Origin of the sequence: Ekhidna sp. (assembly GCF_965212185.1) — a bacterium.
Classification (GTDB): Bacteria; Bacteroidota; Bacteroidia; order Cytophagales; family Cyclobacteriaceae; genus Ekhidna.
The window spans coordinates 2,724,607-2,749,650 of record NZ_OZ243102.1; the positions used below are offsets into that span (position 1 = coordinate 2,724,607).

Annotated in this window: 15 protein-coding genes; 5 read left to right on the forward strand and 10 right to left on the reverse strand. The window is 39.2% G+C overall.

From position 1 onward, the window contains the following. Nucleotides 1-17: 17 nt before the first annotated feature. The 5 genes from ACOMC3_RS11625 to ACOMC3_RS11645 all read right to left on the reverse strand — a co-directional run bounded on the left by ACOMC3_RS11625 (nucleotide 18) and on the right by ACOMC3_RS11645 (nucleotide 5,841). Nucleotides 18-908, reverse strand: a complete 891-nt coding sequence (locus ACOMC3_RS11625) for a 4-hydroxy-3-methylbut-2-enyl diphosphate reductase (RefSeq protein WP_420316058.1) — start codon at nucleotides 906-908, stop codon at nucleotides 18-20. Continuing rightward, nucleotides 892-1,560 (reverse strand): (d)CMP kinase, encoded by a 669-nt coding sequence (gene cmk / locus ACOMC3_RS11630; protein WP_420316059.1) that lies wholly within the window; start codon nucleotides 1,558-1,560, stop codon nucleotides 892-894. Before cmk ends, ACOMC3_RS11625 begins: the two co-directional genes overlap by 17 nt. A 152-nt stretch (nucleotides 1,561-1,712) precedes the next feature. Then, nucleotides 1,713-2,591 (reverse strand): ACP S-malonyltransferase, encoded by an 879-nt coding sequence (gene fabD, locus ACOMC3_RS11635; protein WP_420316060.1) that lies wholly within the window; start codon nucleotides 2,589-2,591, stop codon nucleotides 1,713-1,715. Between the two features lie 38 nt (nucleotides 2,592-2,629). Next, nucleotides 2,630-3,046 carry a thiol-disulfide oxidoreductase DCC family protein gene (locus tag ACOMC3_RS11640; protein WP_420316061.1) on the reverse strand — a complete coding sequence of 139 codons (417 nt, stop codon included), beginning with the start codon at nucleotides 3,044-3,046 and terminating at the stop codon, nucleotides 2,630-2,632. Next, entirely contained in the window at nucleotides 3,025-5,841 is a 2,817-nt protein-coding gene (locus ACOMC3_RS11645; RefSeq protein WP_420316062.1) for a gliding motility-associated C-terminal domain-containing protein, read from the reverse strand. Before ACOMC3_RS11645 ends, ACOMC3_RS11640 begins: the two co-directional genes overlap by 22 nt. A gap of 229 nt (nucleotides 5,842-6,070) precedes the next feature. Between ACOMC3_RS11645 and ACOMC3_RS11650 the strand changes: the two genes are divergently transcribed. From ACOMC3_RS11650 to ACOMC3_RS11660, 3 genes are read left to right on the forward strand one after another with little or no spacing between them, the layout of a single operon-like run. Further along, nucleotides 6,071-6,739 (forward strand): succinate dehydrogenase cytochrome b subunit, encoded by a 669-nt coding sequence (locus tag ACOMC3_RS11650; RefSeq protein WP_420316063.1) that lies wholly within the window; start codon nucleotides 6,071-6,073, stop codon nucleotides 6,737-6,739. Between the two features lie 16 nt (nucleotides 6,740-6,755). Continuing rightward, on the forward strand, nucleotides 6,756-8,765 hold the full coding sequence (locus ACOMC3_RS11655) for a fumarate reductase/succinate dehydrogenase flavoprotein subunit (RefSeq protein ID WP_420316064.1): 2,010 nt from the start codon (nucleotides 6,756-6,758) through the stop codon (nucleotides 8,763-8,765). Between the two features lie 26 nt (nucleotides 8,766-8,791). After that, nucleotides 8,792-9,535 (forward strand): succinate dehydrogenase/fumarate reductase iron-sulfur subunit, encoded by a 744-nt coding sequence (locus ACOMC3_RS11660; RefSeq protein ID WP_420319315.1) that lies wholly within the window; start codon nucleotides 8,792-8,794, stop codon nucleotides 9,533-9,535. 115 nt (nucleotides 9,536-9,650) lie between these two features. On the opposite strand, the gene ACOMC3_RS11665 is transcribed toward ACOMC3_RS11660, so the two are convergent. Then, on the reverse strand, nucleotides 9,651-10,814 hold the full coding sequence (locus ACOMC3_RS11665) for a thioredoxin fold domain-containing protein (protein WP_420316065.1): 1,164 nt from the start codon (nucleotides 10,812-10,814) through the stop codon (nucleotides 9,651-9,653). Nucleotides 10,815-10,992: 178 nt separating this feature from the next. Between ACOMC3_RS11665 and ACOMC3_RS11670 the strand changes: the two genes are divergently transcribed. Both ACOMC3_RS11670 and ACOMC3_RS11675 read left to right on the forward strand, forming a co-directional pair. Then, entirely contained in the window at nucleotides 10,993-13,449 is a 2,457-nt protein-coding gene (locus ACOMC3_RS11670) for an ABC transporter permease (protein ID WP_420316066.1), read from the forward strand. 120 nt (nucleotides 13,450-13,569) lie between these two features. After that, complete coding sequence (locus ACOMC3_RS11675; protein ID WP_420316067.1) at nucleotides 13,570-14,298, forward strand: lysophospholipid acyltransferase family protein; 729 nt, start codon at nucleotides 13,570-13,572, stop codon at nucleotides 14,296-14,298. A 47-nt stretch (nucleotides 14,299-14,345) separates the two neighbouring features. Here the strand turns inward: ACOMC3_RS11675 and ACOMC3_RS11680 are convergent, their stop codons facing one another. From ACOMC3_RS11680 to ftsA, 4 genes are all read right to left on the reverse strand, one after another. Beyond that, entirely contained in the window at nucleotides 14,346-19,370 is a 5,025-nt protein-coding gene (locus ACOMC3_RS11680; RefSeq protein WP_420316068.1) for a PKD domain-containing protein, read from the reverse strand. A 149-nt stretch (nucleotides 19,371-19,519) separates the two neighbouring features. Continuing rightward, nucleotides 19,520-21,733, reverse strand: coding sequence for a DUF5916 domain-containing protein (locus ACOMC3_RS11685; RefSeq protein ID WP_420316069.1), 2,214 nt, complete (start codon nucleotides 21,731-21,733; stop codon nucleotides 19,520-19,522). Between the two features lie 295 nt (nucleotides 21,734-22,028). After that, a complete protein-coding gene (ftsZ, locus tag ACOMC3_RS11690) occupies nucleotides 22,029-23,588 on the reverse strand; it encodes a cell division protein FtsZ (protein WP_420316070.1) in 1,560 nt (519 codons plus the stop codon). 61 nt (nucleotides 23,589-23,649) lie between these two features. Then, nucleotides 23,650-24,948, reverse strand: a complete 1,299-nt coding sequence (gene ftsA, locus ACOMC3_RS11695) for a cell division protein FtsA (RefSeq protein WP_420319316.1) — start codon at nucleotides 24,946-24,948, stop codon at nucleotides 23,650-23,652. Nucleotides 24,949-25,044: the final 96 nt, after the last annotated feature.

The following is a 25,044-nucleotide window of genomic DNA, read 5'->3' on the forward strand; positions in this document are numbered from 1 at the left end:
GCTTTTAGTTTTAATAATCAAGCGGTAATTGGTTCATTTTTCTTCAAGTATTCTGCAACTTGTTCCATTAGCCAGGTAGGTGTTGAAGTAGCACCACAAATCCCTACCGAATCACCTGCCTCAATCCACGAAAGATCAATTTCTTTTTCATTTTCTACAAAGTAACTACGAGGATTATTTGAGAGACAAACGTTATATAATGCTTTGCCATTCGAACTTTTCCTTCCTGCAACAAAAATGATTACATCGTGCTTTTGTGAAAATTTGACCATGTGCGGCTCTCTATTGGAAACTTGTCGGCAAATGCTATCATTGGCATTAAAATCATCTGCCACAGAGAGAAGACCTTGCGCCTCAATTCTTTTTTCAATCTCTTCCTTGATTGAATAAAAGCCTTTCGTGCTCTTGGTTGTCTGGGAATATAGCGTGACCGGTCGAGAAAAATCAATTTTTTCAAGATCTTCAATGCCCGTGACAATGATTGCTTCATTAGCAGTTTGACCGGTTAGCCCAATAACTTCAGCGTGACCGGGCTTACCATAAATCACCAATTGCCCATTTTTATGTTTTGTAAGATCATATGCGTTCTTTACCCTGTTTTGAAGTTTTAATACTACCGGGCAAGAGGCGTCAACCAATTCAATGTTATTTTCAATGGCAATCTGATAGGTTTCGGGTGGTTCCCCATGAGCACGAATTAACACCTTGCAATCCCTTAGGTTCTTCAATTCATCTCGTGTGATTGTTCGAAGGCCTTTATTGTACAACCTTTCAACCTCCATCGAATTGTGAACAATATCCCCTAAGCAATAAAGCTCCTGTCCTTCGGCCATTTCATCTTCAGCCATTTGTATGGCGAACTCTACACCAAAACAGTATCCTGAATTTTCGTCAATCTCTACTTGCATATATTATCGATTCTGCCATTTCAACAATTTTATCGATCTGTTGATTCAAAGTTAAATGAGAAGTATCAATCTCCTTTGCATCATCAGCCATCTTAAGTGGGCTATCTTTTCTTGAGCTATCAATTCGATCTCTCTCAATTAAATTCTCTTTTATTACATGGAGAGGTTCATCAATTCCTTTTTTGTCCAACTCTTTTCTCCTCCGCTCAGCTCTTATGTCCATGTTTGCTGTCATAAAAACTTTAAGTTCAGCCTTTGGAAATACAACTGTTCCAATATCTCTGCCATCCATCACCACTCCTTTTTGCTCTCCCATTTTGCGTTGCTGCTCTACCAACTTGGTTCTTACCTCTGACAAGGCGCTTACCTGACTCACACTTTGATTTACTTCCATCGTTCTTATCTCATGATCCACATTCTGACCATTGAGGAATATTGAACCATTATCAAAGGTGATCGTACAATCAGGCAAACTTTTGATCATCACTGACTGATTTTGAAAATCGATATCATTCTTTAAAAAGAAGTAGGTGATTGCACGGTACATGGCTCCACTGTCAATGTAAGTATAACCTAATCGTGAAGCTACTTGTTTAGCAGTGGAGCTCTTTCCAGTTCCTGAGTAGCCATCAATTGCAATTACAATCTTCATCAATTAGCAGTCTTTTATCGGACAGGGAATTGGCTTGCCACGCTTTACCTTTTTCTTATTTGTTTTATGGGTAGATGATGGACCTTTTCTACAGCCCTCTGCTCCAAAAAGCACTGCTCCCATAAACAGCATGATTATGAATCGATTTATTTTCATGAAATACCAGAAACTTCCATTTCTCTATCTACTTTTTTCACAAGACCTTGTAAAACCTTTCCAGGTCCGCATTCCACAAACATAGAAGCTCCATCGGCTATCATGTTCTGAACTGATTGAGTCCATCTTACCGGAGAGGTTAGTTGCAAAACAAGGTTCTTTTTAATTGAATCCACATCTGAATAGCCCTTTGCATCAACATTTTGATAAACCGGACAGTTCGGCGAATTAAAGTGCGTGCTCTCAATAGCTGCTGCAAGTTCTTCTCGGGCTGGCTCCATCAAAGGTGAGTGAAATGCGCCTCCAACAGGCAAAACCAAGGCTCGCTTAGCTCCTGCATCCTTTAATTTTTCGCAAGCTTCATTGACCGCTGCTACTTCCCCACTAATAACCAATTGACCCGGGCAATTATAGTTTGCTGCTACAACTACACCATCTGTTTCTTCACATACTTTTTCTACTACTTCATCTTCCAATCCAAGTACTGCTGCCATGGTAGATTCTTGCATTTCGCATGCTTTCTGCATCGCCATGGCTCGTTTTGAGACTAACGATAGCCCATCATCAAAACTTAAAACTCCATTAGCAACTAAAGCGGAAAACTCGCCTAGAGAATGACCTGCAACCATATCAGGATTGAAATCTTCAGACGTTAAGGCAGCTACCACACTATGAATAAAAATAGCAGGTTGAGTAACCTTGGTCTGTTTCAGTTGCTCATCGCTACCTGAAAACATGATGCTTTTTATATCAAAGCCAAGTATATCATTGGACTTATCAATTAATGTTTTTGCTGAAGAATGATTATCATAAAGTTCTTTGCCCATTCCAGAAAACTGGGCTCCCTGTCCGGGAAAAACGTATGCTTTGCTCATAGATTAAAGTTTATTCTATGCAAAAGTAGCTAATCCGATCAATCAAGGAATCTGTTTCGTATCTCAGGAGACGGAATCATGCACTGATCTTTCTTTCCAAACCACCTATATCGGTTTTTAGCTATAATATCGTACACCCAATCTCTTATAAATTTTGGAATAATTATGAATGCATATAAAGCAGGCCATAAACCAGATAGCTCTTTGGATATGTGCAATGCAGCACTGCTTTTCGTTTTAATTACATCTCCTTTTTTAAGAACAATACTTTGAAGATCGCTTTCATTACTCAAAGTGGGCGGTAAGTTCTCTTTAGAATATCCAGACTGTAACGAGGCAAATAGGAATTTTTCTTCTTTGTCTCTTTTAATAATAAATTGAACAGAGGAGTTACATAAGTTGCATACCCCGTCAAATAGAATAATTGGTTTCTTTATCGAATGATCTGTACCCACCCGTTTATAACCTGAACTTCATCTTCAGGGTTCAGTCTTTTTGATCGTACTTCAGCTGAATAATAATAAATGCCTGCAGGTAACTCATGCCCACGTTTGTTTGTTCCATCCCAATTGATCAATATAGATTTTTCAGGATCAGTAGAATCGTATTCGAATATTTCTGCACCTGCCCTATTAAACACTTTAAATAAGACTGACTCAACAAATCGGGTACAACTTTCTGCTTCTTTTAAAGGCCTGAATGTATCGTTTCGATCATCACCATTTGGCGTGATTACATTGGGTAAAATGTACCTTGGACAATTATCATTACATATTACTTCGGAAATGTTACTCTCATTGCCAGATCTATCCACAGCCGTGATTTGATAGCAGCCGGCTAAAGATGTAAGCCCGCTATGTTCATAACGTGTATCAGAAGTCTGAGCCAATAACTCAAACGACTCTTCAAGGCCACTTTCTGAATAATATATTCTAAAGAATTGAATATCATCGTCACAGCTTGCATTGCCATCTTCGTTCCATGAAAACTCATTAACAAACTGATTGCTAATGCCGCACGGAATTGCTGCAAGTTGTTGCTCACATGTGAGTGAGGAATTGAATACAACATTGATTGGAGGGCACGGAGGAATGGAATCGTTTGGTTGAGCGCAAACTATTTGTGAATTATTCAACAAAGGTTCGGGTAAAAGGTCATTGTCATATGATCCACTTGTTGTTATGTAATAGCAATATTCTACTTCTTCGTTGAGAGGAGTTATACCATTGAAGTTTCCATCATCAGTATAAGATAATCCAGAGACGGTGACATCTACAGAGTCAATCAACTGTATTTGCGATAAATCACCAGCATTCACATTGTCTCTCCATATGTAGTGATACGGGAATTTTTGAGAATTATTAGACCAGGGGACATTCGCTTCCCAATTCAGCCGGATAGCTCCTACCAATGGTGTAGGCTCTAGTCGGACAGATGAGGCTAACTGGGAGGTGTCTACGGGTTGATTGGTATTATCATAAAGGACAATTTTGTATGAGTACGCATTATCTTCTGTATTTAAACCTGTATCAGTAAATGATAGATTTGAAGTTGGTCCATTTATAGAAGTGAAACTGCCTTCGAATCCTGCGCCTACTTTTCGCAATACTTCGTATTGGTATGGCCCATCAATTGGATTTCGCTGCAACGGCTCAGTCCATTCGACATCAATCTCTCCATCCGTTTCGCTAGTTGCTCTAATATCAACTTTTGTAATCACTGGAGTATTGATGATCAAGCTATCGCATGCTTCTTCTGAGGCGATACTTGTACCACCCGACGGTAGTGGGAATAAAGCTACCAGCCTATAGCAATATTTAGATCCAGGAGATAGACCTACACCGCCATTATTATCCGTATAATCTGTCTGATCAATACCTAATGTTTCGATTAATTCATAACCAGAATTTTCAGGAATCCCTGGATTACAAGTTGGATCTATATCAAATTCACCCACTCTTCTCCAAACCTGCATCGAATCAGCATTTGAACAGGAATAATTATCCCAAGTAAGTTGAATTCTTCTTCCAGTAGCTGTTTGTGCTGATAAACCTGTTGGTGGTGGACCAAGGACGGTGACTCTCCATGTTTCAAAATTAACCAGTCCCGGAGGGTTTAAAATACCAGGAATTGTTGGTTGATCTGTGGCTTTAAACTGAACCTCATAGGGCGCAATTCTAACTTGATTACAATTTGTGGTCCACTCAAATGAGAGATTAGAAGGCGGCCCCTGGAATTCACCCGGATCCGGAGAAACAGTGGCTGCAGGTGATATTTCAAATGGGCCTCCAAATGCCTCAATTTTTACCGGATCTCCGTCAGGATCTGTACCGGTTATTATGCTGGTGATCGTCTCCCCTGCAACCACACACGTATCATCTGGAATTTCAAGTTCAGGCGGTTCATTTTCATAATCCCAGATTATGATCTGCATGTCTCTGGTTACAAACCCTAGCCTTATCAATTCCCCATTGACTCTTCGCCACTCTTCCACAACAAATGCAACATTAAACTCCCTGTTTTCCTGATCAGGTATGGTAGCTCCTCCCGGTGCATCCCAAATAAGTGTACCAGTGGCTGGATTTATAGTTAATGTGGGAACGTCATCTTTTGTGCTATTACCTTCTCCATAATTTTCGTAGAAAGAAGGGTCGATTAAAGAAACATAGCCATTAACCTCAAGGTCACGATCTTGCTTTGGAACTGTAAAAAAGTACGATAAACTATCACCATCCGGATCAAAAGCTCCTGGATTATGTTCAAAAATTCCTCCTACAACTCCCTGATCAATTGGTGGAACGGTGAAGAAAGGTGTACTATTGATTAAAAGTGGATCAATAATTACCAGTGTTTCCACATAAAAAGTGGTGCTGATTGAACCAGAGATATTTTGGATATCCGCATTTCGAAAGTCTTCTTTATAGCTTACCAAATAATTCCCAGGTCCGGGATATGTAAATGGTAATGTAAACTGCCATTTTTCAACTCCATTACCCAAATCCTCAATCTGACCCCAAGGAATGTCTTCACCCGGATCGTCTCCGTAAAGCCCTTCCTGGCCAACACCAAAATCTAAAATACCTTGGCCAAAAGGAACACCTTCAACATCTCTATATCCAATAAAAGTAACTTCATATGTTAATCCAGATACATGCTTCACAATAACTTCTCCTGCACGAATATGTGTTGCCTTGGATGTCAAAGCAGTTACAATTAAGGTGAAAAAGAATATGTATCTTGAGTACCTCATATCAGCTAATTGAAAAATAGTTTGTAAATCTAATATTGTTTTGCACAGCCTTTGTAATAATTAACGAACAAGAATCATGCTTCTTTGGTTGTAATTCAAACAATTAAGAATAGATTAAAACCTATTTAATGAATGAATATTATTTAGAATCAGTCAAAAAAGAAATTTGGAATTGGTCGGCTAGCATTCTGAATTTACCTTTGGCACAAATCCAATAATCCTAAAATAAATGAGCAAGCAACTTTTTTCGGGCAGTATCGGCAGAAAATTTGCCATGGCGCTTTCAGCACTGTTCCTGATCATATTTTTATTGCAGCATTTCTCAATCAATTTTACTTCTGTTTTCAGTGAAGAAACTTTTAACGAACTCTCGCACTTCATGGGTACAAACCCTCTGGTGCAGTTTGTTCTACAACCAGTCTTAATGTTTGGAGTGGCTTTCCATTTCATCATGGGATTTGTTTTGGAGATTAAAAACAGAAATTCAAGAGAAGTTAGTTATGCTAAAAACAATGGAGCGGCAAATTCATCGTGGATGTCCCGTAATATGATCTGGAGTGGACTATTTATCCTCTTTTTTCTTGGTTTTCATTTTTATGATTTCTGGATTCCAGAAATGAATTATAAGTATATAGAAGTGAAACCAGAAGATCCTAATAGGTATTATGAGGAAGTTATTCACATGTTTGAAAATCCAGCGAGAGTTATCATTTACTCTCTCTCTTTTGTTTTCCTTGGACTTCATTTAATGCATGGGTTTCAATCTGCATTTCAGTCAATAGGAGCAAGACACAGCAAATACACACCGGCCATTCAAAAAATCGGGAAAGCTTATGCGATATTGATACCAGCAGGATTCATATTTATCGCAGTTTATCATTATATCAATTCTTTATAAAAAGAAATAAATAGGTATGTCAACTTTAGATTCCAAAATACCTGAAGGTCCAATAGCAGAAAAGTGGACCAATCACAAAAACAACATCAAACTGGTAAACCCGGCTAATAAGCGTCTGATTGACGTTATCGTCGTTGGAACCGGTCTGGCAGGAGGCTCAGCAGCAGCAACACTGGCTGAATTGGGCTATAATGTTAAAGCTTTTTGTTATCAGGATTCTCCAAGGAGAGCGCACTCAATTGCTGCCCAGGGAGGTATTAACGCTGCAAAGAATTATCAAGGCGATGGTGACTCCACTTACCGACTGTTTTATGATACGGTAAAAGGTGGGGATTACCGCTCCAGAGAAGCTAACGTATATCGCCTGGCAGAAGTGTCAACAAATATTATCGATCAATGTGTAGCTCAGGGGGTACCATTTGCAAGAGATTATGGAGGGCTACTAGATAATCGTTCTTTTGGTGGTGTCCAGGTTTCACGGACCTTTTATGCAAAAGGACAAACCGGTCAGCAACTGCTTTTAGGTGCTTATTCTGCAATGTCCCGACAGATTGGCAAAGGAAAAATCAAGATGTACAATCGACATGAAATGATGGAGTTGGTGATTGTGGATGGCAAAGCACGAGGAATCATTGCAAGAAATCTGGTAACCGGAGAAATTGAAAGACATTCTGCTCACGCAGTGGTGATTGCTTCTGGTGGATATGGAAACATTTTCTTCCTTTCTACGAATGCTATGGGCTCTAATGTTTCTGCGGGATGGAAAATTCACAAAAAGGGTGCTTATTTTGCTAATCCTTGCTTCACCCAAATACATCCAACATGTATTCCTCAGCATGGCGAGCAACAATCTAAATTGACTTTAATGTCAGAGTCACTTAGAAACGATGGGCGAATCTGGGTGCCCGCAAAAAAGGAAGATGCTGAAGCAATTCGAGCTGGAAAATTAAAACCAATAGATCTTAAAGAAGAAGATCGCGATTACTATCTTGAAAGAAGGTATCCATCGTTTGGAAACCTGGTACCTAGAGATGTGGCATCTAGAGCAGCTAAAGAACGATGTGATGCCGGGTTTGGCGTTGGCACCAATGAGTCTGGGGAAGCTGTTTATCTGGATTTTGATGCGGCTATTATGCGGTATGGAAAAGAAGAAGCAAATGTGAAAGGCTTTCATGATGCTGATGACAAAAAAGTCAGAGAGTTAGGAGAGAAAATCGTTGAGACCAAGTACGGTAACTTGTTTGAGATGTATGAAAACATCACAGGCGATAATCCTTACAAAACACCAATGAAAATTTATCCGGCCGTTCATTACACAATGGGCGGAGTTTGGGTTGATTATAATCTAATGACATCCATTCCTGGATGCTATGCTCTTGGAGAAGCTAATTTTTCTGATCATGGTGCGAACAGACTTGGAGCATCCGCATTAATGCAGGGATTAGCAGATGGATATTTCGTAATCCCATATACTATAGGAGATTATCTGGCTGATGATATTCGCACTGGAGCCATTCCAACCGATACAAAAGAGTTTGATGAGGCGGAAAAAGCAGTAAAAGAAAGAGTTGACTTTTTTGTTAACAATGGCGGTAAACACTCGGTTGATTATTTCCACAAGCGATTAGGTAAAATCATGTGGAATCAAGTGGGTATGGCTAGAAATGAAGAAGGATTAAAGGATGCAATCAAGCAAATACAGGAGCTAAGAGACCAATTCTGGAAAGAAGTGAGGGTGCCTGGCTCTGCTGATGGTATCAATCAAGAGCTTGAAAAAGCTGGTAGAGTGGCGGATTTCCTAGAACTAGGTGAGCTGTTTGCAAGAGATGCGCTGGAAAGAAACGAATCTTGTGGTGGTCATTTTAGAGAAGAATATCAAACGGAAGAAGGTGAAGCGGTTCGAGATGACAAAAACTATACCTATGTATCAGCATGGGAATATACCGGCGAGCCATCAAAAGCCAAATTGCATAAAGAAGATTTGAAATATGAGAACATCGAGTTGAAGACTCGTTCTTACAAATAATATAAGATATGTCAGCAGCAAAAGAATTGAATCTTACATTAAAAGTCTGGAGACAAAAGAGCAATAAAGACAAAGGGAAAATGGAAACCTATCAGGTATCCAATATCTCTGAGGATAGCTCTTTCCTCGAAATGATGGATATTCTGAATGAACAATTGATTGAAAATGGTGAGGAACCTATCGCTTTTGATCATGACTGTAGGGAAGGAATTTGCGGGAGCTGCTCCATGTATATAAATGGAGAAGCACATGGTCCTGGTAAGCGAATGACTACCTGTCAGCTTCATATGCGTAAATTCAAAGATGGTGATACCATTTATGTTGAACCATGGAGAGCTAAAGCCTTTCCTGTTATTAAGGATCTTGTAGTAGACAGAAGTGCATTTGATAGAATTATGAATGCTGGTGGGTTCATCAGCGTGAATACTTCCGGAAATACTCAAGATGCAAATGCAATTCCTATTGATAAGCATGATGCTGATAAAGCTTTTGATGCGGCAACATGTATTGGATGTGGAGCATGTGTTGCTTCTTGTAAGAATGCCTCTGCAATGTTGTTTACTTCAGCGAAAGTGTCACAGCTTTCACTCCTTCCACAAGGAAAAGTTGAAGCTCAAGATCGTGTGCAGAATATGGTGAAACAAATGGATGAAGAGGGTTTTGGCAACTGTACCAACACTGGAGCATGTGAAGTAGAATGTCCAAAGGGTATTTCATTAGAAAATATTGCCAGAATGAACAGAGAGTACTTAAAAAGTGGCATCAGTTAATGAGCAGATGCTCTGAATTTTTAAGAAAACGTCAAATTCAAATGAGAGCCCTCCAAGTGAGGGCTTTTTCATTTTTCAAATCATTTACTCATTCTGCTTGGTCTTTTACCTATGATCACCTTCCTTCAAATTTCCTTAGTTGATGCTCATAGTGAGAGGTGTCCTCATAGAGTTCCTTCGCTAACTCCAATGCGCGTCTTTCAAGGTCTATGGCCTTCTTCCTGTTACCAAGTTTGAATTGCAGAGAGGCGTAGGTATCGATCATTGAAGGTTCCGGTTGTTGATCTACCGCCTGCTGCGCCCAGGTTGCGGCAATTTCCAATTGATTTTTATTGTCCACAAACAAATAAAACTTCCATGCCAGTTCATTGAGTTCTTCAGGATCTTCGATATCACTCATCCCTACTAGTTCCACAGCATAACCGGCATAATCTTTCCAGTTTTCTGTGAATTCAGCGTAATGAAGATTCATCATTAGCCTTAAGGTATCAGAACCTGTAAAGGTTACATCTTTAAATGAATGTAAAAGGGCACGCATACCGAAATCATGAAGTTCTTCTGATGCAAATATTTCCTGATATTGGGATAGATAAGTATCGTACAATTTAGCGTTCACTACCCTTTGTCCAAGACTATCCTCGAAGAGTTCTTTATTCTGAAGCATGTACTGAAACTCTCTGCTAAAAATATCCCATTGATAGGTTGCAAAAATTTCCCATGGAGTTTCCGTTATAAGATCTGTCAGTTCGACTTGGGATAAATAATTTGCTGCAAAGCGCTCTGCATCCAAGCAGGCATATTCCAGTAGTTCAAGATAATCAAGCATAAAATCAGTTGATCTTTCTCCCTTATCAAATCTTTTTTCGAATGAAATCAGGGTTGCATTATCTGAAATAGCATCTTTGCCGAGTGCTAGAAATTCATTGGCATCCATTGCTCCACAACCTCTATGAACCACTTCACCATTTCCATTAATGAATAGATAGGATGGAAATACACCCACTGTAAACTTTTCAGCTAACTCTACTCCCGGGTAATCCTCCAAATCCAAAGTCAGATTAATGAAATTTGAATTATAGTAGTTGCTTACTTCCAGATCACTAAAGGTATACTCCTCCATTTCCTCACATGGTTCACACCAATGTGCATAGGCATTCAGGAAGATCAATTTTCCATTCATTCGCGATTGCTTCAATGCTTCATCCCATGTATCAATAAATGAAATCTGCGCTGATAATCCAAAAGGAAGTAACAGGAACAAAAGGATCAATTTCTTCATGATGGAAAGATCACTAAAAAGGTGGATTTGCCCAAAATCTGTGCGATTTGCATAATAAATTGTGCGATATCGCACAGAGTGAAAATATTGTATTAATCTTAACTAATTGATTTACTGAATGTTATAATCCTTGGCATAGCTATTGAAATTTAGAAAGCCGACCAATACCAAAATCGACATGCTTAAGAATTATTTAGTGACCATTTTTCGCCAAATTCAGAAAAATAAGGTCTTCTCATCCATTAATATACTTGGATTGGCTTTAGGTATGGCAGCATGCCTTGTTATTGCGCAATATGTAAACTTTCATACTTCTTTCGATTCATTCCATTCGAATTCAGAGCGAATATTCAGATTAGAATCAGAAGCTTACAAAAACGGTGAATTTCTTGGGCAATCCATTACGGCACCATCTATGCTCAGCGAGACACTTCGTGAGCAATCACCACATGTCAAAGAGATTGCAAGATTCTTCAATTTCAGCTATGCCAACTCTTCAATCATCTATAGTGATGGTTATAACAAAGTGAATTTCGAACAACCTCAGGTTTATATTGCCGATAAAGGCACTTTTGATCTATTTGACTTTGAATTTGAGGCTGGCTCAGCAGCAAAATTTAACGAACCACAGAAAGCTATTCTTACATTAGAAGAGTCAAAAAAGTATTTTAACGACCCTAACAAAGCAATTGGCAAATCTTTCACACTAAGCGGAAACACGGGAGCTCACGAATATGAACTCATAGGCATACTCAAAGACATACCTGCAAACTCCCACATCCAATTTGGGCTGTTGTTATCCTATCCTTCACTGGATAATTATTCGGAAGGTAGAACTAGCTGGAATTCTAGCAGCATGATCACCTATCTGTTAGCAGAGGATCCTAACAGAAAGGATGAAATTTTAGAGGAAACCATTCGCTTGCATGAGGAAAATTCAAAAGAATCGTATGCAGCCAACGGATACACTGTTGACTATTATTTGCGTCCAATCACTGATATCCATCTCAATTCAAGCAGTGCATGGGCTTTCACTGAGGGGGTAGACAGCAAAATAGTATTTGTGCTAAGCCTTATTGCGGCTATCATTCTCATCATTGCGTGGATCAACTATATGAATCTCTCACTAGTTCGAACAATGGAGAGATTAAAGGAGATGGGTATTCGTAAATGCATGGGTTCATCGATGAGGCAAATCACCCAGTTATTTATACTAGAAGCTTTTGTGATGAATCTTATTGCTTTTGGCTTTGCAATACTTCTGACCCAAATAGGTGAAAAATATTTAATTGAAGTAACTGGATTGCCAGTCTCAGCATTAATGGACCTAAACGTATTATTTCTCTTAATTGGGCTAATTGGTGCTGGTACTCTTCTTATAGGACTATATCCATATGTTTTACTAAAAACGATGAATATCGTCAACATTTTAATTGGCAACAGAGGGAAAGTTGGTGGAGTAAAAATGCGGAAAAGCATGGTATTCATACAATTTATGATCACATTCATCCTTATAGCTGGCACTATTACGGTTTATCAGCAAATCAACTATATGCGGGATGCTGACCTTGGTATTGAGATAGAGAATACGCTGGTGATAAAATCGCCACCTGGTGATATTAATTCTCAAGATAGAGAGGATGTCAAACGTTTTAAAACACTAAAGACAGAGTTACTTAAGTATGCTGAAATCCAAGAAATTACCAATGCTGGCGAAATTCCTGGTGAACCGGTTGGTTGGGCCACCAATATTTATTTAAAAAATGAATCCAAGGAAACCTCTGTCCAGACAGGACTGATTTCCATGGATCTAGACTTTCCTAAATTCTTTGGAATTGACCTGGTTGCAGGCCGTGAACTTCAGCGAGGAGATGATCCCTGGTCTAAAGGTGATGTAGTTATAAATGAAAAATTAGCTGAACAATTAGGCTTTTCAAATCCTGATGATGCAGTTGGTGCCGAATTATCTGGATTTTATGCACCATTGACTGTTAGAGGAGTTTTGGAAAATCATCATCATACATCTTTACATAATGACTATCAGCCACTTGCGTATATTCTTAGCTCCTGGACCGAATTTTATTTTATTAAACTCAAACTCGACGATAGTGGCAATAGGAATAGAAGTGAACAGCTTAAAAACTTGGTTGCTACCGTGAAATCTGAATGGGACAATGTATTCATTGATTTCCAGATGGATTATTTTTTCTTGGATCGTGCATTTGATGAACAGTACAAAGAAGACATTCGATTTGGTAAAATCTTCTCAGGGTTTTCTTCGCTTGCAATACTTATTGCATGCTTGGGGTTATTTGGGCTGACTTCTTTCAGTGTACAACAACGAACCAAGGAAATTGGTATCCGTAAAGTACTGGGTGCGTCAGCTAAAAATCTACTTGTCCTTCTTTCAAAAGAGTACATGCTTTTGGTGGGTGCAGCTTGCATTGTGAGTTTGCCGGCTGCCTGGTGGATCATGTCTAAATGGCTAGAAGATTATACTTTCAGGATAGATTTAGGATGGTGGTTTGCGATTATCCCCATTGTGTTTGTCGTTGGTTTGGCGATGCTTAGTATTTCGACCAAAGTCTTGAGTACAATAAAAACCAATCCTGTAAAATCACTTAGAGCAGAATAAAGAGAACGCCCAATCACCTACTCTACTCTACTAGGAAACCTCGCTTTGGCGAGGTTTTTTTATAATTTGTCTGACTTACGATTAATGCTTCAGTAATTTCGGAGATTAAAAGGTAAACCTATGGCAAGAAAGAATGTATTTGGTCAGTCCGTTTGGTTCAAGAAGAAAATATTCCAAGTAGTAGGTAGGCTCGTAAGATGGTACTTATTAAGGCCTAATAAAGTAGTTATTTCCGGTAGTGAAATTTTAACGAAAATACCTGATCAAAATGTTCTTTTTGTTGCGAATCACCAAACCATTTTCACAGATGTTATCGCCATGTTTCATACCATGTTTGCATCTCTTAATGGTCAGATAGATTCCATTGAGGATAGTAGCTATTTGAAAAATCCGAAAGTGAACGTGTATTATATAGCAGCAAGGGAGACAATGGAGAAAGGAATCTTGCCACCGATCTTAGCATTGGCAGGAGCAGTGACTGTTGACCGAACATGGCGTAAAGGAGAGGAAATGATAAAAAGAGACGTGAATCCGGATGATACCAAATCAATAGGTATGGCTATAAGAGATGGATGGGTCGTTACATTTCCCCAAGGAACCACCCGAGTAGGTGCTCCTGTAAGGAAAGGAACTGCCCATATTATTAAGCAGCACCAGCCCGTGGTAATCCCTGTAAGAGTTGATGGCTTTAGAACTGCATTTGATAAGACTGGATTGAAAAAATTGAAAAAAGGAGTTGAACTATCCATAAAAATTGGATCTCCCCTGGAAATAAATTATGAAAAAGATTCAGTTGAGCAAATAGTCAAGAAAATCGGCATTGCAATTGGAGAGGATCATCCCAATTAAAAATCCAATTAAAATAGACCCTGATTCAATATCAGGGTCCTTTATTATCAATTTCTAATTATAGCCTTCATTTGGCTAGTGCTGCCATCTTCAAAATCCACTGTAATGATATAGGTGCCACTCACCAGGTTATCTATTTTCAATATTTTCTCATGTCTAAAGACATTGACCACCGATCCATTAAGATTTGAAATGGTGGATTTAACGATTCTTTTTTCTGAAGAAATATTTATTATTCCACTGGCTATGGTAGGATAAATAAAATCAGAATGTCCATTGACTCCCAGAGCACCTTCAACAACGGTTACAATGAATATGTTTGTTGCTATTCCTCCCTTTCCATCATCAGCAATTACAGTTATCGATGATTCTCCAAGGCCTTCCTCTTCTATAATTAATGTGGTTCCAGAGCTATTCGCCAATACGACTGTCTCATCGCTTGAAGTGGCACTATAACTTAATGCATCCCCATCAGCATCTGAGAAAACATCACTTAAGTCAAAGCTGATAGATTCGAATCCATCGTCAAATGTTTGATCCTCAATTGCGTTGACGACAACTGGAATGGTGTTCTCAACAACTGAAACATTAAATGTATCGATGGCTATTCCATTTCTACCATCATCAGCTGTCAGCGTAATTAACGTCTCTCCTAAGCCTTGCTCGATGAATACAATGTTATTTCCCGACATGGTTACACTAACAATTCCATCCGTAAGACTTTCTACAGAATATGAAAGTTCATCTTCATCCGGATCACTAAATACACCTTCAAAGTTCAAAGAAGTAGTAACAAATCCCTGACTTAGCACTTGGTCTGTTATGGGGTTACTGATTTCAGGTGGATTATTTCCCGCATTTATTACGGTGAATGAGTCTTCCGCAGTGCCCTCTCTGCCATCATCAGCAATCACCGTGATATCGGCAGTACCAGTTCCAATTTCAGTTAAAATAATACTCGAATTAGAAATTGATGCAGTTACTACATTCTCATCACTGGAGGTAACAGTAAAGGAGAGTATATCTCCATCCGGATCTGAGAAGACTGTATCTAACTCTATGATAGCTGTTCCAAATCCTGGCTCAAATGCCAGATCAGAAATAGGGTTCTCTAAAACAGGAGCTTCATTGACATCATTCACAGTAAATGCAAATTCATCTGAAACAGTCCCGCCATTTCCATCATCTGCTGTTACTGTTATAGTCGCCTCTCCTATTCCTTGCTCCACTACTATCAAATTGGTCCCAGATATTGAAACTGTAACGATCTCCTCATTATCAGAGATTGCACTATAGGTTAAATCATCACCATCCGGATCTGAGAAGACACTTGCCAGACTAATCGTTTCGCTAACAAATCCTTCGTTTCCAATAATATCCGAAATTGGATTATCAACAATTGGAGCCAAATTTGATATTACCTCTACGACGAAGGTCTCAGATGCAAGACCCCCATTGCCATCATTTGCTCGAATGGTAATGGTGGTTATCCCTACGTCCAATTCATCAAGTGTCAATAATGTACCATCTAAGGTAGGGTTAACAGAGGTGCCATCAACTTCTTCTATAGTTAATGCTAAATTATCACCATCTTCATCAGCAAATACATCGTTTAAATCAATCGATTCACTAATAAAACCAACAAAAAGTTCTAAATCATCAATTGGATTAGCAACTGTGGGCTTGTTATTTCCAGTGGCATTGACGGTGAGTAAAAACTCATCTGAAACAGAGCCATCTTCATTATCATCAGCCGTTACTGAAATGTTGGAAAGTCCTGGCCCTTGTTCAATAAGAATTAGACTACTTCCGGATATATCGATTGTAACAACTGCATTATCTGAAGAAATAGCAGTGAAAGTAAGCTGATCCTGATCCGGATCTTCAAAAACTGTACTTAGATCGATGGTTTCGGTCGTAAAACCTTGTTCCAAATCAAGATCTGCAATAGGACTTGCTAGCACTGGTGCTCTATCTAATATCTCTACATTAAGATTTTCTTTATTGTTATCCTCATTTGATTCCTCGATAACATTAGAGGCGTCTATTTCAAATATTATCACATAATTTCCAGATTCAGTATCGATTGGAACATTCACAACCGTTTCTAAGGATTTAGACTCTCCAACCTGCAAATCATTTACTGAATTAACGAGAAGGCCTATATCTGTTTGATCCAAAGTATTATCCTCAGAGAGGTAGTATGTTACTGATATTTCACCTACAACATTCGCTTGTCCGACATTCGTTACAGAAACAGACGTTGTTACATCATTTCCAGAAAACAATGAATTTGGATCCATTGATACTCCTGTGAATACCAGATCTGGTAATGGTCCAGTTGTTACCTCTATAAAATCAGCAGCAAATTGCTCATCTGTCTCAACGCCATCTCCAACAACAAGTGTCACATCATAAATTCCTTGATTGTTATAAAGTACTACTGGGTTTTGATCGGTAGATGTAGCGGGAACTCCTCCCTCAAACGTCCAATTCCATGAAGTCACTTCACCCGTAGAAGCATCAGTGAATTGAACGGACTCTCCTCTAGAAACCGAATCAGTATCTACAGTGAAATTTGCATTTAGTGGTGGATCTTCAGCTTCACTAACAATAACATATGCAACGATTGTCTTACTATCTTCAGATGTGCTATTACTTACGGTTAATGCAACATCATATACACCAATTGTTGAATAAGAAACCATTGGATTTTGATCAGTTGATGTAGCTGGTGTTCCACCTGCAAATTCCCATGACCAACCGGTTATATTACCTGTTGATAAATCGGTGAATTGGATTGTGTCTCCCTGCACAATACTTGAACTATCTGATTCAAATAATGCCACAAGAGGTGTTTCACTAGATATTATAATGTAATCTTCCTTGGTTTGAGTGTCATTATCAGCACCCGATGAAACAGTTTGGCTAACATCAAACACCCCAGCATTATTGTAAGTAATAGATGGATTTTGAGAAGTAGATGAGATTGGATCACCACCATCAAAGCTCCATGAACGAGAACTGACATTCGTCGACAAGCTTAAAAAGTTAATATCATCACCAGGCATTGCCTGAGTTTTGCATGCCCCAAACTCAGAAGATATTGGAGCAGTTTCATCACAATCCGGACCATTGCAAATTAGGGCTAATCCCATGCAATATTCTCCAACATCTTCTAGAAAAGTGTCCTCAAAAACAATTACATATCTGCCTGTTCCCTCAAGATTAAAAATACGAGAAGTAGAGGAAGCACCGGAACTGGTAGAACCAACAGATGCCCCAGTTGGATCATAAATTCTTGCTCTTGGAGATACTCCTTCGAAACAGTTTACTGATAAATAAATTGCATCTCCTGCAGTTGCTTCAAAAGTATACAAATCAACCTGGGTTTGTTGATCTAAAGGTCTGCTTATCACCTGATTCAGTGATATTTGTTCAGCCTTAATTACTGGAAACACTTTTTCAAGTGCTAAATTATAAGTACCTGTATTTTCTAAGAATGTCTCTTCAAAAACTATAGTATGGAATCCCGTTGTAGATATGGTAAGTGATCCGCTTTCATAAGAAGCACCAGAACTTACTGATCCCACAAAATCACCTACTTCATCATAAACCCTAGCTCGAGGAGCTACTCCACCTATTCCTTTAACAGCTAAATAAATCACTTCATCAACTTCCGCATAGAAAGTATAAAGGTCGACTTGTGCAGATGTTGTAATTGTTCCATTAGTTAAATCTCCAAAATTCTTTGGTATTGCATTCTCAGGACTAGCAATCTTCTCTAAACCTAAGTTGTAGAGACCTGTATTTTCAAGAAAAGTCTCTTCGAAAACAAGAGTGTGCGTGCCAGTAGTCTCTATATAAATTCTTCCGCTTTCATAAGTAGCGCCAGAACTCACTGACCCAACAAAATCACCATTGGAATCATATACCCTAGCACTTACCGCAACGTCAAAACCTTTTGCGGATATATAAATTGCTTCGCCGGCAGACGCAGTAAATGTATATAAATCAACTTGTGCAGGAGACGTTATTTCACCGGAGATCAAATCCCCAAAATTCTTAGGAGCTGCATTAACTGCAGATGCAATTTTCTCTAATCCTATGTTATAGAGACCTGTATTTTCGAGAAAAGTCTCTTCAAAAACAAGGGTGTGCGTGCCTGAAGTTTCTATATAAATTCTTCCACTTTCATAAGTAGCGCCAGAGCTCACTGACCCTACAAAATCACCATTAGAATCATATACCCTAGCACTAACAGCAACGTCAAAACCTTTTGCGGATATATAAATTGCTTCGCCGGCAGACGCAGTAAATGTATATAAATCAACTTGTGCTGGAGAGGTTATCTCACCGGAGATCAAATCCCCAAAATTCTTTGGTGTTGCATTAACTGCAGATGCAATTTTCTCTAATCCTATGTTATAGAGACCTGTATTTTCAAGAAACGTCTCTTCAAAAACAAGGGTGTGCGTGCCTGAAGTTTCTATATAAATTCTTCCACTTTCATAAGTAGCTCCAGAGCTCACTGAGCCAACAAAATCACCATTAGAATCATATACCCTAGCACTAACAGCAACGTCAAAACCTTTTGCGGCTATATATATTGCTTCGCCTGCAGTCGCAGTGAATGTATATAAATCCACCTGTGCAGCGGATGTTATTTCACCTTCTATTAAGTCGCCAAATTGTTTACTAATCGCATTAGTAGCAGGATTGATTCTCTCAAACCCAATATTATAAGTTCCAGTTTGATCACCGAATGTATCCTCAAAAGTGAGTGTGTGCGTACCAGTAGTTTGAATAGTTACCCTGCCGCTTTCATATGAAGCGCCTGAACTTACCTCACCAATCTCATCCCCTCCAGGCTCGAATACTTCAACACGTGGTGCAACCCCAAACCCTTTTGCAGCTATGTATATAACATCTCCTGCATTGGCTGAGAATGAGTAAGAATTAATTTGTCCAACAGAGGTTAACTCACCGGTTATTAAATCTCCAAAAGAGATTGTTTGACCAGTACTTACAAATGATGATAATAGGAATAAAAGAAGAGCTAATTGTCTCATTTTTATAAAATTAAGTGGTGACTAAGAAAGTAATTGAATTTACAAAAAATCAAAGATTTGTGCGATACCCCTGTAGGGGTATTTTATAAGTTTGATGTTCGAATCAGACCTTTAGTAATACTTTCCAGGAGACTATTTCCTCAATTCGCTTAAAGATTAAGCCAATAAGTTATTTTGAATGTGAGTGCTCGGGTACGTGGTTGACCTATATTGAATCCTCCTTCATGGTAAGCAAAGTAGTTATCCGTATAAACAAGGAATATATCTGAGACAGGCTTAAATCTCCATTGAAAACGAGTATTGATATTCATGTTTTCAATTTGACTATTGTATTGAATGAAAGTCGTCCAGAAAATCTTCTTTGTGAAGGTAAAATCAAATCTTGGTCCAATCAAGTAAAGTGAGGTGGTGGTATATGGCTCTGGAAGGAGGATTCGATTTAATGCAAAGTCAATGGAAGTAAAGCCCAATGGCTGGTATCGATAACCCACAGATCCTTCCAAATTGATCCGATTTCCATTAAAATATTGACCAGATCTTGTATTTAGTCTAAAGAATATCTTCTTGCGTTGGTCTGATTCATATCGTGCGATGAACTGGTAATTAGTATACTCAGAATCTGAAGGTAACTCTACTCCTCCAGTACCACTTGGATCAAATGAATCAAATAAATAAGTGTATTGCTTTCTTAGGCGTGTGAAAAAACTGGAAGTATTCCTAAAGGAAATCTCGTATTGTAAATTGTAATCCCAATCCAAAAATCCATAGGTATCATTACCTACCATATCAAAATCAAATGCGGGACCATGGCTCTGAATCTTTCCCCTTTCCGGAAACCATATGTATCTAACGGTAGTGGCTAATTGTCTAATATCATTTCTCCTTACAAAACCAACTTCCGGATTATAGTCAGCTCCAATTAATTGTGAAAAAATATCTACCGACCATTTCTGGATATCATAATTCATGAAAAAACCTCCGGCATAAGGTGAAGTAGTAGGTTCTGGACCAAATGTTCGGTGATAGAATGCCTTTCCATTCCAAACATTATTACTGCTTGCAAGGCGATACTCAACCCCAAAAGTTCTATTGAACTCATTCAAGGAAGTGGTGTCGTATTCACTGGGTGACTCAAACGTTTGTTTATTTATTGCAAAGAAATTAATGTTTGACCGACTAAAAACCTTCTGTTGCAAGCTAACCATCGAATAATTGTACGAGGGTAATCCAATGGAAGCATCTCTCCCGGCTTGCATTGACAAAATTCCTAATCGCAAATCATCGGATACCTTACCACTTAAGCGCATGCCGAATGGAATTTGATTTTGAACATTCTGACCTGTCAAAGTATCAATTGCAATTCCAATTCGTCTTGAGAAAAAAGGTCGCGTACTCCCTGTACCAAAACCTGAAAAAAGGTCTGCATTCTCAAGAAAAAATTGGCGCCTTTCCGGAAAGAAAATTTCAAATCGATCCAGGTTTGTAACCTGTTGATCAACCTCCACTTGCGAGAAATCAGGATTTACAGTCACATCAAGATTGAGTCCGGGCGTAACCGCATACTTTATATCAAACCCGGTTGATGGCTTAAAGTCTTCACCGGTATTTTCTTCAAAATCACGTTGAGTATTGGTGGCAACATAGGGGATCACTGAAATATTGGTTCCTGGTTTTTTTGTTGGTTCATCCCAAACTAATTGTCTGTTATTGGCCAAATTGAAAATTGGAAAAGTTCGTCTTACGGGAGACCAGGTGCTTCTTTCAGCATACTCACTATCCACACGATAGAAGTTTACCAACCATGAATCAACTCCTTCACTAAATCGAAGTGTTTTAAAAGGAATTGCCATTTCTACTATCCAGTATTTTTCGAATTGCTGAGCTTCTGCATACCATTTATTGTCCCAATCCATGCTAAAACTCCCACCTCCAGTACCACCATTAACAATAAGTGCTTCTCTCATCACTCCAAAAGGGTTGACACCAAACAAAAAGCCGTTGGTACGATCTGAAAAAGGATCTAGAATAACGGAAAAACTATCATTTGCTGCACCTCTAAAATCTCTTCTGAGTGATGGAGTAACATAACCTCTAGGCTGAGGTAAATTATGCATGACACCCAACACATAGATGTTTTCATCATCATAAAGTATTTTGGCTACTGTCTGCGCTTGAGCAGGAAGTGAATCGGTGGGGAAATTTTGTGTAAACTGATAGGCTGAATCTGCAAGACTCCAGGCCTGTTCATCCGGGATACCGTCAATCTTTATTTTACCATCGACTTTTTTGATGGTAATTGACATCCTCTGACCATACCCTGACAGAGAAGTAAGTATCAAAATACAAATAATTAACCCTCTCATATTAAACAGCTGCAAAGGTAGAATGCTAATTATGAGAATTTTGACCGCTCATACAATAACTAGCTTTTCAATTTGGTAATAATAATTAAGCCCCCCGACACGTCAGGGGGCTCATTCTTGGCAGAATGCCGGAACAAGTCCAGCTACCCTAACTTTTGGGTCAGGGCATGTATGACTAACACCTACTGTTAACCATTTTTTTGCTCACAACTACTTATTATTTGTAGTCATGAAATCCCGATGCTTCGCCTACCTAAAGGCAGAATAGGTCGGGATGGATTAAAAGCCATGGCTTTTAATCCACATTATCATGTAAGAATTTATTATTACCTAATATCTGATTCTCTTCATTCAGATTGAATTTTGAAATGTTTCGCTCCGAAGAGTGTGGAACATTTTGAAGTTTGACCTTTTTTCGTTCATAAGCAGGTACATCTAGACGTTCTTTGAATTCCTCAGTTGGCATTTCAAACTTCTTGTTATCAAACATTGCTTCACGCTCTGCTCGTTCTTGTGCCAATCGCACTTGCTTAGAGCTAGGAGAAGCATGAAATGCATCAGCAATATCTACCTCATCTTCATGTACTTCTTCCTCTTCGTCGTTTTCAAATGCATTCGTGAAATCGAACTCGAAAGAAGACTGCTCGGAAGGTTTCTTGCTTCGTTGTTCTTCCTCTTCTACTTCTCTTTTGATTTCATCTTTTAAAGAGCTGAATTCATAATTCCAGTCTTCAACGTCTTCTTTGTCGCTTTCATCTTCAATCTCAAACATGAAATCTGAAGTATTGCCTCGCTTTTTAGTATCATCAATCTCTTTCTGGGAAAGCAAGTCGAATCGTTTGGCTTCTTCATCTTTTGAGATGTATTCACCCTCTTCATCAACTTTACCAAAACCAGTGGCGATCACTGTCACTCGGATATTCTCACCCAGTGAACTATCAACACCGTGACCGAAGATTACCTCAGCATTGTCTCCGGCATATTCCTGAATATAATCTGTTATATCAGTCAATTCATCCATTTGTAGTTCAGCTTCCTCTCCTGAGATGATGGAAAGCAAAATTTTCTCTGCACCATAAATGTCCTGCTGATTCAACAATGGGGAGTTAAGTGCTTCTTCTGCAGCTCTTCTTGCTCTGTTGTCACCGATCGTTTTAGCCGATCCCATGACCGCAGGACCTGCACCCTTCATTACGGTTTTAACATCTTCGAAATCTACATTTACATAGCCGGGAACGGTAATGATCTCAGCTATGCCCTTTGCTGCTGTGGTTAATACATTGTCAGCCTGACCGAATGCTTCGCTGATGGAAAGATTTCCATAAATCTCTCTCAGTTTATCATTCATAATAACAAGGACTGTATCGCAGTACTTTTTAAGTTCTTTGATACCATCCTCCGCAGCTTTCATTTTTTTCTTACCCTCAAAAGCAAATGGAGCAGTTACAATACCCACGGTGAGGATATCGAGTTCACTTGCTACCTGTGCAATAACAGGGGCTGCACCAGTACCGGTACCACCACCCATTCCGGCTGTTATGAAGATCATTTTCGTGTCTTGCGAGAGTAGGTCACGAATCTCTTCTTTACTTTCGATTGCGGCATTTTTGCCTCTTTCAGGATTTGCTCCTGCACCTAACCCACTGGTCAGGTTTGTTCCGATTTGTAGCTTACTTGGAACCGCACTGCTCTCTAGAGCCTGATGGTCCGTATTGCAAACCACAAATTCTACATCCCGGATTCCCAGGCTGTACATGTGATTAACAGCGTTGCTGCCGCCACCACCAACACCCACCACCTTGATGATGGATTTATGATGTGACGGTAAGTCGAATTGATACATATTTTCTGCCATAATTATATTATTTAAAGTCCACAGTTATTTAGTCGACAGTCGACTAAATGTTTGTTGACAATTAATTAATCTTATCATCAAAATCGTCAATTAAAAGACCTTTTGTTTTCTCCAAAATGTTGGAAAAGAACTTATTGCCTTGTTTTATTTTTTTCTTTCCTTCTCCTTTGAAAGAAGGCGCTTCTGAGTATCTAGCCTCACGAATATCTAATGCCTTAAATCCAGAAAGAACCAAACCTACGGTTGTTGCAAACATTGGACTCTTGGCTGCATCAACCTTTGACTTACCCAAGTGCTCATTTGGATAGCCTATGCGTGTGTCTAGTCCGGTCATGTATTCAAACAACTGGCTCAGATTGGTTAACTGTGAGCCACCACCTGTGACTACTATCCCAGCAGCAAGCTTCTTGTTGTATCCAGAGCTTATAATCTCTGTATGAACAAGCTCAATGATCTCTTCCATCCTCGCCTCTATAATGTGCGCTAGGTTTTTAATAGAAATCTCTTTTGGAGGTCGATTTCTCAAACCAGGAATAGAGACGATTTCATTTGGGCTAGCTTCCTCAGAAATGGCCTTGCCAAACTTAGTTTTCAGTAATTCCGCCTGATGTTCCATCACCATGCAACCTTGTTTGATGTCTGAAGTGATAATGTTTCCACCAAATGGAATCACAGCTGTATGGCGAATGATATTGTCATAGAAAACAGCTACATCCGTAGTGCCACCACCTATATCAACCAAGCATACACCTGCTTCTTTCTCCTCATCGCTTAACACAGATAAGCTGGACGCGAGTGGTTCCAAAATGAGATTCTCAATCTGGAGCCCAGCCTTTTTCACACACTTGTTTATGTTGTTAATGGCGTTGGTTTGTGCGGTGATTATATGGAAGTCAGCTTCCAGCTTCACGCCTGTCATTCCAACCGGGTCCATGATGCCATCTTCATAGTCCACAATGTAGTCTTGAGGCATCACGTGAATAATTTCACTACCTGGAGGAGTAACAATGCGATGCATATCGCTATTGAGGCGAGTTAGATCCTCAATCGTAATCTCACCATCTTTATCTTCTCGGGTAATACCTCCGTGGTGTACAGCACTCTTAATATGCTGCCCGGCAATTCCCACATTTACGACTCCAATATCGATACCTGACTGATCACTAGCTTCAGCTATTGCTTTTTCAATAGCCCTGACCGTTTTATCAATGTTTGTTACAATACCTCGGATCACACCATCAGATACCGCCTTGCCCATGCCGAGTATCTCTAGTTTTCCGTATTCATTTTTCTTACCTACAATGGCACAAATCTTTGTGGTGCCAATGTCTAGTCCAACGATGATTTTATCCTCCATAATTTCTTTATTTCTCGGTGATTATTCTATTTCGATTGATGAAAAACACCCCTATAGTCCCCTCAAGGGGACAATTGTCTCTAGAACTGATTCCCCCTT

Excerpts from the sequence above, each read along its gene's own strand:
- ACOMC3_RS11625 (WP_420316058.1), bottom strand. The coding sequence starts at position 908 with ATGCAAGTAGAGATTGACGAAAATTCAGGATACTGTTTTGGTGTAGAG.
- ACOMC3_RS11685 (WP_420316069.1), bottom strand. The coding sequence starts at position 21,733 with ATGAGAGGGTTAATTATTTGTATTTTGATACTTACTTCTCTGTCAGGG.
- ACOMC3_RS11645 (WP_420316062.1), bottom strand. The coding sequence starts at position 5,841 with ATGAGGTACTCAAGATACATATTCTTTTTCACCTTAATTGTAACTGCT.
- ftsZ (WP_420316070.1), bottom strand. The coding sequence starts at position 23,588 with ATGGCAGAAAATATGTATCAATTCGACTTACCGTCACATCATAAATCC.
- ACOMC3_RS11655 (WP_420316064.1), top strand. The coding sequence starts at position 6,756 with ATGTCAACTTTAGATTCCAAAATACCTGAAGGTCCAATAGCAGAAAAG.
- fabD (WP_420316060.1), bottom strand. The coding sequence starts at position 2,591 with ATGAGCAAAGCATACGTTTTTCCCGGACAGGGAGCCCAGTTTTCTGGA.
- cmk (WP_420316059.1), bottom strand. The coding sequence starts at position 1,560 with ATGAAGATTGTAATTGCAATTGATGGCTACTCAGGAACTGGAAAGAGC.
- ACOMC3_RS11665 (WP_420316065.1), bottom strand. The coding sequence starts at position 10,814 with ATGAAGAAATTGATCCTTTTGTTCCTGTTACTTCCTTTTGGATTATCA.
- ACOMC3_RS11680 (WP_420316068.1), bottom strand. The coding sequence starts at position 19,370 with ATGAGACAATTAGCTCTTCTTTTATTCCTATTATCATCATTTGTAAGT.
- ACOMC3_RS11670 (WP_420316066.1), top strand. The coding sequence starts at position 10,993 with ATGCTTAAGAATTATTTAGTGACCATTTTTCGCCAAATTCAGAAAAAT.
- ACOMC3_RS11650 (WP_420316063.1), top strand. The coding sequence starts at position 6,071 with ATGAGCAAGCAACTTTTTTCGGGCAGTATCGGCAGAAAATTTGCCATG.
- ACOMC3_RS11675 (WP_420316067.1), top strand. The coding sequence starts at position 13,570 with ATGGCAAGAAAGAATGTATTTGGTCAGTCCGTTTGGTTCAAGAAGAAA.